This is a genomic window from Maribellus sediminis (assembly GCF_011799805.1).
Classification (GTDB): Bacteria; Bacteroidota; Bacteroidia; order Bacteroidales; family Prolixibacteraceae; genus Draconibacterium; species Draconibacterium sediminis_A.
Map to the genome: position 1 here is coordinate 60469 of NZ_WXUB01000001.1, position 14298 is coordinate 74766.

Sequence of the window (14298 nt, forward strand, 5' to 3'; positions counted from 1 at the left end):
ATACTACGAAATTTATTTTCCATTCTCAATACTTAGTACGCACTACTCAAATCTAATAATCTAAAATGAGTGATTTTTTCCAGCAGGTATTCGAAGTAGTCAAACAAATTCCTCCCGGCAGGGTAACTTCCTACGGAGCCATTGCCAAATTCCTCGGAACTGGTGGTTCGGCGCGGATGGTAGGCTGGGCTATGAATGCCAGTCATTCGCATGCTGAATTTGTTCCGGCGCATCGTGTGGTTAACAGAAACGGGCTGCTCACCGGAAAACATCATTTCGATAACCCAAACGCCATGCAGGAATTACTCGAGGCCGAAGGACTAAAAATCGAAAACGATCAGATTCTCAATTTTAATGAAAGATTCTGGGATCCCGGGAAAGAACTTGAGATCTAGGTGGCCCATCGGACACTAATTTCTACTGATTTTGTACTTTTGATCGCTAAACAGAACTATGCCAAAAATACTTTCCATCGAAGAACTGTTGCCACTGACTGACAGCCTGCCGCTGATCGACGTCAGGTCTCCGGCAGAATACGAGCTGGCACACGTTCCCTGTGCCGTTAACATTCCTATTTTTAATAACGATGAGCGTCGCGACGTTGGAATTAAATACAAAGTTGGCGGTAAAGAAAATGCGGTTTTACTCGGGCTGGATTTTGTTGGCCCCAAAATGTCGGATTTTGTTCGGCAGGCAAAAAAAATAGCACGAAACAAAAGAGTGATGGTTCATTGCTGGCGTGGGGGAATGCGTTCGGCCAGCATGGCCTGGCTGTTCGAAACGGCCGGACTGGAGGTTTTTGTTCTGAAAGGAGGGTACAAAGCTTACCGGAAGTACATCCGTGAACAGTTTTCGCGACCGGCGAAAATGGTGGTGCTTGGTGGTTATACCGGCAGCGGAAAAACGGATATTCTTCAGGCGCTGAAAGAGCAGGGCGAACAGTTTCTCAATATCGAGGGACTCGCGAATCATCGTGGTTCTGCATTCGGGCCGCTGGGGCAAAATCCGCAACCGAGTAATGAGCAATTCGAAAACGATCTGGCTGATGCCTGGCGAAAATTTGATTTTTCGAAATCCATTTGGGTGGAAGACGAAAGCAGGCAGCTGGGAAAATGTGGCATTCCCGATCCTCTTTTTCAGCAATTAAGATCGGCGCCATTGATCAAAATAAATATTGGTAAAAAGCTAAGAATAAACCGCCTGGTAAAAGAATATGGCGGCTTTGAAAAGGAAGCCCTGAGACTCAAGGTTGACAGCATAAAAAAGCGTTTGGGTGGACTGGCAGCGAGTGCGGCCATTGAAGCTTTGGAAAATGGAGAGTTGGCAACTGTTGCCGATATTACGCTTACTTATTACGATAAAGCGTATGATTACGGTACATCGCAACGCGATCCGGAAGCTGTTTTTATACTCGACCTGGAAGACGATGCACCGGCGGGTAATGCAGCAATTATCAAAGAATTTTCGAACCAAAAACTACTGAAAATTGGAACCTATTTATCTTGATTATAACGCAACTACGCCCATTGCCAAAGAAGTGGCGGATGCAATGCGGCCTTACCTCGACGAGTTTTTCGGAAATCCTTCGAGTGTGCACAGTTACGGTGTAAAAACAAAGCTGGCGGTTGAAAAAGCACGCGGTCAATTGGCAGCCTTGATCGGATGCGATGCGTCGGAAATTGTATTTACCAGCGGAGGAACCGAATCGAATAACTACGCTATAAAAGGGTGTGCCTTTGCCAACAAACACCGGGGAAATCACATCATTACTTCAGCGATCGAGCATCCTGCTGTTTTCGAGGTCTGTCGTTATCTCGAAAAAAATGGTTTTGAAATCAGTACCATTCCAGTGGATGAACAGGGAATTGTTTTGCTGGATGAACTGAAGGCGGCGATTCGGCCTGAAACAATTTTGATCAGCATCATGCATGCCAATAACGAGGTGGGCACCATTCAGCCGATAAAGGAAATTTCAGAATTTGCCCGGGAGCACAACATCAATTTCCATTCTGATGCTGCACAGTCGCTGGGCAAAATTCCCGTGAATGTTGAGAATTTGGGTGTTGATCTGCTGAGTATTGCCGGACATAAATTATACGCGCCGAAAGGAATTGGTGCATTGTATATCCGCCGTGGAATTCAGTTGGAAAAGCTGATTCATGGTGCCGATCACGAGCAGAATTTGCGGGCAGGAACCGAGAATGTGCTTGAAATTGTAGGTTTAGGCGCTGCTGCTCAACTGGCAAACGAGCATCTGGCGGAAAACGAGAACGATTACAAAAAGACGCGTGATTACCTCGAAAAACTAATCCGGGAGGCGATTCCTACGATTAAAGTGAACGGTCATCCTGAAAAACGCTTGCCAAACACTTCAAGCATTTCGTTTCCAAAGGTGGAGGCGAATACTTTGATCGATCGTTTAGACGGCGTGGCTGCGTCTGCAGGGGCTGCCTGTCATGCCGAAAGTGTGGATGTTTCGGCAGTACTTGAAGCCATGCAGGTTCCAATTGAATTTGCCATGGGCACTATTCGGTTTTCTACGGGGCGGGGAACTACAATGCAGGACATTAAAAAAGCTGCTGACGAGATTATCGCTAAGGTTAAGCAACTCCTTCCAAAAGAGGAGGGACAAATCACTTCTGAGGTTTCTTTTCAGAAAGAAATTAAACTGACGCATTACACGCACGGCCTGGGATGTGCCTGTAAAATTCAACCAAAGAATCTCGAGAGAGTGCTTAAAAATCTGGCTCCGGTTATCGATCCGAAGGTGTTGGTTGGAACCGAAAATTCGGATGATGCAGCGGTTTACCTGCTGCGCGAGGATCTGGCCCTGGTGCAAACGCTCGATTTTTTCACGCCGGTAGTCGACGATCCATACCAGTTTGGAGCAGTGGCTGCAGCAAATGCACTCAGCGACATTTATGCGATGGGGGCCGAACCGGTTTTTGCCTTGAATATCGTTGGGTTCCCTGAAGACACCCTTCCGATGGATGTGCTGGAGCAAATTCTGAAAGGTGCACAGGACAAAGCCACTGAAGCCGGAATACCGATTTTGGGAGGTCACACGGTTGAAGATCCTGAACCGAAATACGGAATGGTGGTTTCAGGAACAGTTCACCCAGATAAAATACTTAAAAATGCCGGTGCCAAACCCGGCGATAAACTGGTTTTGACCAAGCCGCTGGGAACCGGAATCCTGTCAACGGCTATTAAACGCGGAATGGTGGATGATCGGTTGCGCGATCGGGTTACCCGTCAGATGACGCAACTTAACAAGACGGCTGCAACGCTGATGCGAAATTACAATGTACATGCCTGTACCGATGTTACCGGCTTTGGTTTAGCGGGCCATTTAAAAGAAATGACGACAGCCTCGGCCTGCGATGCGGAAATCTGGTTCGAAAAACTTCCTTTTCTACCTGAAGTAAAAAACCTTGCAGTTGCCGGTGTAATTCCCGGAGGATCGTACAACAACCTTGATTTTGTCGCCGATTTTGTCGATTTCGGCAAACTGCCCCGAACAGATCAGTTGTTGGTTTGCGATGCACAGACTTCCGGAGGTTTACTCATCGCGCTTCCTGCTGATGAGGCTGATAAACTGGTAGTCGATCTGCATGAGAACGGAATAAAGGAAGCCCTTGTTATAGGTGAGTTTACTGCTGAAGGGAAAGGTGTTATTGCTGTTAGATAATCGATTTTGTCAACTCTCAAAATGAACAAAAGATCAAAAAGAATTTTCGAAAAACAATTCTTTGGGAACGGTGTTTTATAAGGCAATTATTACATTTGCACCGATTTTTAAGATTGTGAGTAAAATAAAATTCAAATAAAATGGCTGATATACCAAGAAAATTAATTGTTCCCAAAAATATTACCGATGCGCTGCGGACTGTGAAATACCCGGGAAGCGACGAAGATGTTGTTTCGCTCGACATGCCACAGGAAATCCGTATTGCCGGTCTGCGTGTGAGCTTTTCTCTGGTTTTTCAGAAAAGCGACGATCCCAATATCGAAACACTGATTCTTGAGTGTGAAAAGGCCATAAAAAAATACGTGGGCGAAGAAGTGGAAATCGAAGACAACATCGCGGTTAAGTACATCCACGATATGGAACGCCCGGTTCTTCCGAAGGTGAAAAATATTATTGCAGTAGCTTCAGGTAAAGGCGGTGTTGGTAAATCAACGGTGTCAGTTAATCTTGCAGTTGCACTTGCCAATACAGGAGCTAAAGTTGGTTTGCTCGATGCCGATATTTTTGGCCCGTCGATCCCAAAAATGTTTGGTGCCGAAACTGAACGCCCGGCCGGCATAAAACTTGATGGCCGCGAAATGATCAACCCGATTGAAAAATATGGCGTGAAGTTTCTTTCGGTTGGCTTTTTTGTAGATACCGACAGTGCCATCATCTGGCGTGGCCCGATGGCTTCGAACGCATTGAAACAGTTGATTAGTGAAGGCAACTGGGGCGATCTGGACTACCTGCTGATCGATTTTCCTCCGGGTACCAGCGATATTCACCTTACTTTGGTACAGTCGGTTCCGGTAACGGGTGCTGTAATTGTAACAACTCCACAAGATGTCGCCCTGGCCGACGTTGTTCGCGGTGCCAGCATGTTTCAAAGTAAATCAATTGATGTTCCGATTCTTGGTCTGGTAGAAAATATGGCATGGTTCACCCCGGCCGAATTACCCGAGAACAAGTACTATATTTTTGGTAAAGACGGAGGTAAAAAACTGGCCGACAAACTGGGACTGAATTTCCTTGGTGAGATCCCGATCGTTCAAAGTATTCGCGAAGGCGGTGACTCCGGCAGCCCGGTAGCTCAAAATGGGGACTCTATAACCGGCCAAGCCTTCGCTACCATTGCTGAAAATGTGAAGCACCGCGTTCACATCAGAAACATACAAATGGCGCCAACAAAAAAGGTAAAAATCGAGCGTAAATAATCGCCTCCGATTTTACTTGTGGTCGAGAAATTAAGGTCATTCTGAAACTCAACAGGAGATTGATGTTTTGCCGCAATCAAATTTTCTTATTTTTGCAGCGTTTGTAATGCGAATAAATAGTGGTGAACAACAATATTCTACGCATAACCGAGTTTATTCTTAGAGTAAATAAAATACCTGTTTGAGAAGACTTTTTTTACATACAATATTTTTTCTTTTTTTAGTTGCTGTTTTTGCGGGCTGTTCTACAGAAAAAAACACACGTGCATCGCGGACTTTTCATAATGTTACATCGAAATACAACATCTATTTCAATGCCAACGAAAGTGTGAAAGCCGGTCTTGCAAGTGTTGAAGAACGCATTGAAGACGACTACACCCGCATTCTGCCGATTTATAAGGAAAGCGATGTTTCAGCAGCGCGTATGGTAAAATCCGATATGGATTATGCCGTTTCGAAATGTTCGAAGTTGGTGGAGATTCACTCGATCACGAAAAAGCCAAAACGAAAAAAGAAACGTACCCGCAAATACCAGGAGTTCGCCAGTCAGGAAGAATTCAACAAATGGATAGATGACAGCTACCTGTTGATGGGGAAAGCTTATTTCTACCAGCAAAATTATTATGCCGGAATTGACAATTTTTCGTACGTGGTGCGTAAATATCCGCAGGAAGAAACGGCCAGCGAGGCACAGGTTTTTCTGATTCGTGCCTACACCGAACTCGAACGTTTCATCGAGGCGAACGAGGTCATCCAGGCACTTCAGGGATACGACGATTTTCCGAAGAAATACGAACGCGATCTGGCATTGGCAACTGCTAATTATTACATAAAGCAGAAAGAGTATTCTGAAGCGATTAAGATGCTCGATATTGCCATTAAAAAAACTTTCTGGCGGAAAGAAAAAGCACGATACCAGTACATTATTGCTCAGCTTTACCAGGAATTGGGCGAAAATGAAAAGGCGTTGGAAGCCTTTAGAAATGTGGCTCGCACGAGTCCGGATTATACCATGGCCTTTAATGCTAAGATCAATTCGGCGGGTGTATTTTCAGGCGAAGGGAATGCCGCAGACTTGAGGAAGGAACTCAACAAAATGTTACGCGACAAAAAGAACGTTGATTTCCGCGACCAGATCTACTATGCACTTGGTAATCTCGATTTCCGTGAAGGTTTGCGCGATGATGCCAAGGAAGACTATAAGCAGTCAGTTGCTACCAGTTTTAAGAATCAATACCAGCGGGCGCTTTCGGCAATTACGCTGGCCGATTTATATTTCGAGGATCAGGAATACCGTGGTGCACAGAGCTACTACGATAGTGCAATGATCATTATCGATGACACTTACCCCGATTTTAAAAATGTTGAAGCACGTTATACCAATCTTACGCATTTGGTTGATAACCTGATGATTGTTGAACGGGAAGACAGTTTGCAAAAGGTGGCTCAAATGTCTGAAACTGAACGCGAAGCTTTGATTGCCCGTTTGATGCAGGAAGAACAGGAACGCCAGCGGAACATGGAAAACGTGGCAATGCAGGGAGCACAAAGTCAGGGTTACTACCGGTCGAACCGCTACCGGATGGGAATGGGTAGTTCGGGAGGAGGCGGATGGTATTTCTACAATCCACAGACAGTTTCTTATGGTAAGGTCTCATTCCAGCAGCAATGGGGCCGGCGAACACTGGAAGATGACTGGCGGCGGTCGAATAAAAATACAATGACCGAGTTCGATGAAGAGCAAATGGCAGATTCGGGCGAGGAGGAAGAACAACGCGTGGAAGACCCGCTTCAGAAAGAATTTTATACGCAGGATCTTCCGTTAACTGATTCGTTGATGGCGGTTTCGCACGAGCGGATAAGGGATGCGCTGTACAATGCCGGAAAAATATTTAAATCGGAATTTGAAGATTATCCGCGGTCGGCCGAATGTTTCGAAGACCTGAACAAACGCTACCCGAAAAACATTTACCTGCTGTCGGCTTATTTCGATTTGTACGATTTGTACGAACTGATGGGCGACAAGGAAAAGGCGAATTATTACCGTAACCTCTTGATCTCAGATTTCCCGGAAAGCAATTTTGCGCAATACCTGCTCAATCCGAATTTCTTTGTTGAAATGCAGGCGCGGCTCGACAGTCTGAACCGGATTTACCAGGAAACATTCACCAGTTATAAGCGTGGCCAGTACAGGAATGTATTGACTTTAACTGATGAAATGAAAGCCATGAAACCTGATTCGGTGATCATTCCGAAGATCGATTTTATGCAAACCATCGCTCAGGGTACTCAAACCGATGTACATCAGTTTGAAGCCTTGTTGAAAGGATATCTTGAGGCTTATCCCGATAAAGAACCATCGCCGCTGGCAAAAGAAATACTTACCTTGATTCAGGACAGTTCGTTAGCCGATTACCAGAAACTGGTGGAAATGGGCTACATCAACGAGGAAATTCAAAACGAAGAATTGCTCGATCAGAATGCAATTGACGATGAGTTTGGCGGTAAGTTTACTTACGAGGAAGATCTGCTGCACTATTTTGTGATCGCTTATCCGCGTGAAGACGAAAAGAAAATCGATCTGAATCGTCTGAAATTCGACCTTGCCAACTACAACATCGACCACTATACCAAAGTGGATTACGACATTGAAACCGAAAACCTGGATGAAAATCTGGCTTTTGTAGTGGTTCGTGCCATGCAGAACAAGGAAAATGCGCTGATCTACCATGGGGCGATTATTCGCAAAGCGGCAGTTTTCCAAGCTTTACAAGGTGTGGAATACCTGAATTTTGTGATTTCATCGACCAACTACAGAACCGTAAAATCAGATAAAACGATTGCCGACTACCTGAAGTTCTTTGTGAAGAATTACAGCCGTTTCATTCGCTCGAACTTTACCGACGAAGGACCGGATATTTCTCCTGAAGAATTAATGGCACGTGCCGAAGCCGAGAACAATGCTTTAAGAGAAAAGGGAACTTTTGTTTCGGTAACTACTGCACAGTCGGGCACATTTAATACGCAGGTGGATACCACTCAAAATTTTGTGCTGGCGGTAAAGGATAAAGGCATGTCGCTGCGACAGGTACTTAAAGAATTTTCTGACTTTAATCGTTCAGAATTTAGACCATGGAATCTATCATCTCAGTTGAAACAAACACAAGAGTATCAATTGCTGGTAGTGAGTGGGATTCCTTCTCTAAATCAATCATTATCGTATTTCCGAAAAGTGATTACCAACCGGAGTTTATATAATTCTTTGACGGGTAGTACTTATAGAGCATTCCTTGTAACCGATGAAAATCTTCAGACTTTAACAGATGAGAATAAGGTTGAAGAATATATGAGTTTCTTCAGAAACAATTATACCCAAAGGAGAACAAGTAACAGTACTACAACTACAAGTCAAACTCAGCAATCGACTGCAAATACAGAAACGGCCATAGCAACTGAAGCCACAACACAGGAAACGGCTGAATCTGTAGAAAATACCGGGCCTTATAACGAAAACATTGACAGCGGGCACAAAGTGGTCTTTGTAGTTCCAAAAGAGGGCATCATCAAAGCAGCGTTTATCAGCGGCCTGGAAGCCTTTAACCAGGAGAACTTCCCGGGTTCCGGCTTCACGGTTCGCGAGCAGTCGCTCGATGAATTCAGAAACCTCATTATTATTGACGGAATAGCCGACAAAGAAACGGCGCGCCAGTATTTCAGTAATGTTGTACGCAAACGCGATTTATTTGATCCGCTTGGAACAGCACAATACCGCAACTTCCTGATCTCAAACGAAAACTTCGATACCTTCCTTCAACAAAAGAACATTGTCGAATACATGGATTTCTACAAGAAAGTGTATTTAGGTAACTAGCTACGAGCCATGAGTTACGAGCCACGAGCATTTTTACTTTAAACTCTAAACTTTTAACTTCGCCTTAGGCGGAGGTTAAACTTTGTTAATGGCATACTATAGCGGCACCTTATTTGTTCTTATCTTTAGACGATAGAAACAATTATACGGTAAAACTTCCTGTCCGACCGGGAAGGATTAAGAAAACAAGAAAGAAAAGCGAATGAACAAACCAAGTATACTTTGGACAGACGATGAGATAGACTTACTGCGTGCCCACATTATTTTCCTGCAGGAAAAAGGTTATAATGTGGAAACCGCCAACAACGGTGTTGACGCTGTTGAAAAGGTCAGTCAGAATTACTACGACATTATTTTTCTGGATGAAAATATGCCCGGAATTACGGGGCTGGAAACGCTGACCCGGATAAAAGCAATTTCACCGAATGTGCCGGTGGTGATGATCACCAAAAGCGAGGAAGAGAACATTATGGATGAGGCGGTAGGTGCAAAAATTGCGGATTACCTGATTAAACCTGTCAATCCAAAGCAGATTCTGCTAACGCTTAAAAAGAACATCGATCAAAAACGTTTGGTAACCGAGCAAACTACTTCGAAATACCAGATGCAGTTTGCGCAGATCGGGATGCAGATCAACGACCGGCTCAATTTTAGCGAATGGAAAGAGATTTATAAGAAACTGGTGTACTGGGAACTGGAGTTGAGTGAGTCGGAAGATTCGGCGATGGACGAGATTCTGGCCATGCAAAAGGAGGAGGCTAATAAGACCTTTTACCGCTACGTGAAGGACAACTACCTTGATTGGTTCACTCTTGACAAAGAGGAACGTCCTTTACTGTCAACCGATATTTTTAAACACATTGTTTTTCCGCAACTCGACCGTAAACAGAAAACACTTGTACTGGTAATCGATAACCTGCGTTACGACCAGTGGCGAACCATCAGTCCGGTAATTAACGAGTACTTCCGAACGCAAACCGAAGAGTTGTATTGCAGCATTTTACCAACGGCAACCATGTATGCCCGGAACGCGATGTTTTCGGGTTTGATGCCGTCTGAAATCGAGAAACTGTATCCCGGCTTGTGGGAGCACGACGACGGGGAAGGCCACAAAAACAGGCACGAAGAGGAACTGCTTCAGAAACAGTTAGGACGTTACGGCCGCAAAGAAAATCTGTACTTTGAAAAAGTAACCGGCATAAGAAAAGACCGCTGGGTAACTGATAACTTAAAGAATATTCTGGACAACGATCTTTCGGTAATGGTGGTGAATTTTGTGGATATGATTTCACATGCCCGTACCGAAATGGACATGATCCGCGAACTGGCCAATAACGAAAAAGCGTATCGTTCGCTTACCTTGAGCTGGTTCCGTAACTCATCGTTACTCGAGTTGCTGCGTTCGCTGGCTGAGCATAACGTGAATGTTATTGTGACTACCGACCACGGAGCCATTCGGGTTGATAATCCAGTTAAAGTGATCGGCGACCGCGAAACCAATACCAACCTGCGTTACAAATTGGGCAAAAACCTGAATTTCAAATCGAAAAATGTATTTGAGATACGCGATCCGCGCAAAGCATATTTGCCTTCTCGAAACGTAAGTACAAGCTATATTTTTGCGCAAGGCACCGACTTTTTTGCTTATCCGAACAATTATAATTACTACGCAAACTATTACAAGGACACCTTCCAGCATGGCGGAATTTCAATGGAAGAAATGATTGTTCCGTTGGTGACATTGGTGCCGAAGAAGTAAATCTTGAGAAATTCGTTACTGGATTTTCTGAAAATGTTCGTTTTTCATCTATTAGTTGTAGTCCCAAATGAAATAGGTTAAAGGTTTGGAAATTAAGCTTGAAGATTAATTCGGTTAAAATAAAATTGCAACTGAATATTAGTTGCAAAATGCTTAACTTTGTTTTATGACCAAAGTTGAAAAGCTGATCGATCGGTTTAAACAAAAGCCCAAAGACTTTTCTTTTGATGAGTTAAGGAAGCTTTTAGGATTTCTGGGATATCAGGAAAAGCAGGGAGCTGGTTCACGTGTTGTTTTTGTGAACGAGAAACTGGATCACAAAATAAAACTGCATAAACCGCATCCTGAAAATATATTGAAACGTTATCAGGTGGATTTGATCAGCAAAGAACTGGCAAAAAAGCGATTGTTATGAAAGATGTATTGGTTTACAAAGAATTTATCGGTTCGGTGCATTACAGTGCCGAAGACCGTGCTTTTTACGGGAAAGTAGAGGGAATTGACGACCTGATTACTTTTGAAGGTTCAACGGTTGATGAACTGGAGCAGGGATTTAAATACATGGTAGACGAACATATTAAAGATTGCAAAGCGGAAGGTAAACCAGTAGAAAAGTCGTATAAGGGTACCTTGAATGTACGTCTTAATCCGGAGCTTCACAGAAAAGCCACCCGACAGGCACTATTGAAAGGGATGACCCTGAATCAGTATATTCAGCAGGCAGTAAAAAAACAATTGGAATCGGAGTTGTGATTGGTTGTTAAGCGCTTCGCGAATATGTAAAAGTAAATGATATCAACTTAAAGAGCTAGCTATTGTCCCCGCTTCATTTGTGCATAAAGTTTATTGGCAAAAATAAAGTCTTCGAGTTTTTGGTTATTCGAGTTCAGGATGTCGTGTTTGGTTCCCACCCATTCTTTTTCTCCTTTCGAAATAAACAGGACCGATTCACCAATTTCTATTACCGAATTCATATCGTGAGTATTGATGAGCGTTGTCATCTGAAACTCTTTGGTGAGGCTTTGGATCAGCTGGTCGATCACTGTAGCCGTTTCCGGATCGAGGCCCGAGTTCGGCTCGTCGCAAAACAGGTATTTTGGATTTAGTGCAATGGCACGCGCAATGGCCACACGTTTTTGCATCCCGCCACTGATCTCGCTTGGCGATAGTTTGAATGCCTGTTTCTCGATGTTTACGTGGTCGAGGCAAAATTCCACCCGCTTTTGTTTTTCGGCACTACTCATGTGGGTAAACATATCGAGTGGGAACCGAACGTTGCCTTCAACATTTATACTGTCGAACAATGCGCCACCCTGGAATACCATTCCCAGTTCGCGACGAAGCGCCTTTCGTTCCTTTTCACCCATGTTTACCAGGTTACGGTCGTTGAACCAGATCTCGCCCTCGTCCACCTCATACAATCCCAGTATCGACTTAAGCAGCACTGTTTTTCCGGAGCCGCTTCGCCCGATGATCAGGTTGGTTTTTCCCTGCTCGAAAGTGATGGAAATATCTTTCAGAACCGTATTCCCATCGAATGATTTGCTGAGATTTTTTACCGTGATCATGTCAGTAACAATCGGGTTAATATTAAATCGAAAAACAGAATGAGAATATTGGTATTCACCACCGCTTTGGTACTGGCTTTACCCACCTCAAGTGCGCCTCCTTGCACGTAATAACCGAAATAGGCCGACACCGACGCTATCAGGAATCCAAAAACCAAACACTTGATAATTGAGAAGGTGATAAAGTACGGATAAAAAAGCCATTGTATCCCGTCGATGTATTCGGGAATGGTAATTACACCTACCAGGGGACCAGTTACCAATCCACCGAGTAATCCAAAGAATACACTGATGATGTACAAAAACGGGAATATAAAAACTACGGCTATAATTTTAGGAAGAATCAGGTAACTGGCCGAATTCACACCCATAATTTCAAGCGAGTCGATTTGTTCGGTGACACGCATTGTACCGATCTCGGAAGTGATGTTCGAACCCACTTTCCCGGCCATAATAAGCGCCAGCATGGTGGACGAAAACTCGAGTAAAAGCGTATCACGCGTACCCAAACCTACCAGTTCGCTGGGATAAAGCGGATTTTCCATGGCATGCGCAAACTGAATCGTCATGATGCCGCCAATAAAAATCGAGATAATCAAAACAATCCAGACCGAATTCACACCCAGGTTGTCGATTTCAAGAAACAACTGGCGGATGTACATTTTCAGGCGTTCCGGACGTGCAAACACTTTTTTGAGCATCACGAAATATCGGCCTATGTGAAAAAAGAATCCCATTTTACTGATGTTAATCCGATCTGTTCGGCTAAAATTACAACTTAAAATATGGATACAAAACTTTTGTCTCCCGGTTTCCGTTACTAAAGAACCAAATTTAACCGTTGCAATTACGAATTCTCTTGTAAATTCAATATTTTTATAAGGAATACAAAACAAAAGATAAGGAGATCAATCAGGTTTTGAGGCACAACTCCTGAACAGACAAAACTTGTTGATCCACGAAAAACAAACAGCTAACAAATGAATGATAATTTCTGTGTGATAATGGCCGGTGGTGTTGGAAGCCGGTTTTGGCCGCTAAGTCGTACTGCAAAACCCAAACAGTTTCTGGATGTGCTTGGCACCGGGAAAACTTTCTTACAACAAACTTACGAACGCTTTTTAAAAGTAGTGCCCAGCGAAAATTTTTTGGTGGTTACCAATATTCGTTATAAAGATATGGTATTGGAACAGCTCCCGAATTTGAAAGAAGATCAGGTTTTGCTGGAACCATTCCGTAGAAACACAGCTCCCTGTTTGGCCTATGCGCTGTATCGGATAAAATTGAAAAACGCCGATGCAAAAGTGATCGTGACGCCTTCCGATCATTTGATACTCGACCAGGAAGAGTTTGTTGCGCAGCTGAACAACGGGCTGTCGTTTGTTAGTAGCAACGAGGCGCTACTTACGCTGGGAATGAAACCCAACCGGCCGGAAGCTATGTATGGTTACATTCAAATTAAAAAGCGGCAGGCTTTCAACGATCTGGAAAACCTGTATAAAGTGAAGACTTTTACTGAGAAGCCGGATGTTGAAATGGCAAAAATATTTATTGAAACCGGTGAGTTCTACTGGAACTCTGGGATTTTTATTTCCACCTTGTCGTGTTTTCTTGAAGCTTTTACAATGCATCTGCCAGAGATGGTAAATACGTTTAATAAAGGCGAACGTTTGTTGAATACCGACGACGAAGTGGCTTTTATTAAAAAAGCCTACTCGGAGTGCCAGGCCATTTCAATTGATTACGGGATAATGGAAAAAGCCCAAAATGTTTATGTCCTGACTGCCGAATTTGGCTGGTCCGATCTGGGGAGCTGGAGTTCGTTATACGAAAATCGCGAAAAAGATGCAGGCGGAAACATTGTAAATTGCACAAATGTGTTGATGTATGATGCCCAAAATTGTGTGGTTGATATTTCCGATGATAAGGTTGCTGTAATTCAGGGATTGGATGGTTACATCGTAGCCGAATCGAACGATGTTTTAATGATCTGTAGGCGTGAAGATGAAAGCCAAATCAAGAAATTTGTAACCGATGTACGAATCAGGAAAGGCGATTCATTGTTATAAGAAGGCATTATAAAACTGATAAATTGTAAAGTTGAATAAAGCAAGAGAGGCAGCCAAAGTTGGCTGCCTCTCTTGCTTTTATGA

Annotated in this window: 11 protein-coding genes and 1 pseudogene; 10 read left to right on the top strand and 2 right to left on the bottom strand. The window is 43.8% G+C overall.

Going from position 1 to position 14298, the window contains the following annotated elements; genetic code table 11:
* The first annotated feature begins 65 nt into the window (after positions 1-65).
* From HFD85_RS00190 to HFD85_RS00225, 9 genes and pseudogenes are all read left to right on the top strand, one after another.
* Positions 66-395: an MGMT family protein gene (locus HFD85_RS00190; RefSeq protein WP_167604590.1), complete on the top strand. Its 330-nt coding sequence runs from the start codon at positions 66-68 to the stop codon at positions 393-395.
* A gap of 58 nt (positions 396-453) precedes the next feature.
* Positions 454-1506 carry a tRNA 2-selenouridine(34) synthase MnmH gene (gene mnmH / locus HFD85_RS00195; RefSeq protein WP_167604591.1) on the top strand — a complete coding sequence of 351 codons (1053 nt, stop codon included), beginning with the start codon at positions 454-456 and terminating at the stop codon, positions 1504-1506.
* A 43-nt stretch (positions 1507-1549) separates the two neighbouring features.
* Positions 1550-2530, top strand: a pseudogene (locus HFD85_RS21810) (cysteine desulfurase family protein); the annotation flags it as partial.
* 102 nt (positions 2531-2632) lie between these two features.
* On the top strand, positions 2633-3691 hold the full coding sequence (gene selD / locus HFD85_RS21815) for a selenide, water dikinase SelD (protein ID WP_420844387.1): 1059 nt from the start codon (positions 2633-2635) through the stop codon (positions 3689-3691).
* Between the two features lie 140 nt (positions 3692-3831).
* On the top strand, positions 3832-4947 hold the full coding sequence (locus HFD85_RS00205; RefSeq protein ID WP_167604593.1) for an Mrp/NBP35 family ATP-binding protein: 1116 nt from the start codon (positions 3832-3834) through the stop codon (positions 4945-4947).
* 181 nt (positions 4948-5128) lie between these two features.
* Positions 5129-8818, top strand: coding sequence for a type IX secretion system periplasmic lipoprotein PorW/SprE (porW, locus tag HFD85_RS00210; protein ID WP_167604594.1), 3690 nt, complete (start codon positions 5129-5131; stop codon positions 8816-8818).
* A 202-nt stretch (positions 8819-9020) separates the two neighbouring features.
* Complete coding sequence (gene porX, locus HFD85_RS00215; RefSeq protein ID WP_167604595.1) at positions 9021-10577, top strand: T9SS response regulator signal transducer PorX; 1557 nt, start codon at positions 9021-9023, stop codon at positions 10575-10577.
* 166 nt (positions 10578-10743) lie between these two features.
* Positions 10744-10992, top strand: coding sequence for a type II toxin-antitoxin system HicA family toxin (locus HFD85_RS00220; RefSeq protein WP_167604596.1), 249 nt, complete (start codon positions 10744-10746; stop codon positions 10990-10992).
* Complete coding sequence (locus HFD85_RS00225) at positions 10989-11330, top strand: type II toxin-antitoxin system HicB family antitoxin (RefSeq protein ID WP_167604597.1); 342 nt, start codon at positions 10989-10991, stop codon at positions 11328-11330. The genes HFD85_RS00220 and HFD85_RS00225 overlap by 4 nt, the downstream gene beginning before the upstream one ends.
* A 59-nt stretch (positions 11331-11389) precedes the next feature.
* Here HFD85_RS00225 and HFD85_RS00230 read toward each other — a convergent pair whose 3' ends face one another.
* Positions 11390-12145, bottom strand: a complete 756-nt coding sequence (locus HFD85_RS00230) for an ABC transporter ATP-binding protein (protein ID WP_167604598.1) — start codon at positions 12143-12145, stop codon at positions 11390-11392.
* A complete protein-coding gene (locus HFD85_RS00235) occupies positions 12142-12882 on the bottom strand; it encodes an MlaE family ABC transporter permease (protein WP_167604599.1) in 741 nt (246 codons plus the stop codon). The genes HFD85_RS00230 and HFD85_RS00235 overlap by 4 nt, the downstream gene beginning before the upstream one ends.
* Positions 12883-13125: 243 nt before the next feature.
* Here HFD85_RS00235 and HFD85_RS00240 point away from each other — a divergent pair, with 243 nt between their 5' ends.
* Positions 13126-14214: a mannose-1-phosphate guanylyltransferase gene (locus HFD85_RS00240; protein ID WP_167604600.1), complete on the top strand. Its 1089-nt coding sequence runs from the start codon at positions 13126-13128 to the stop codon at positions 14212-14214.
* The last annotated feature ends 84 nt before the right edge of the window (positions 14215-14298 follow it).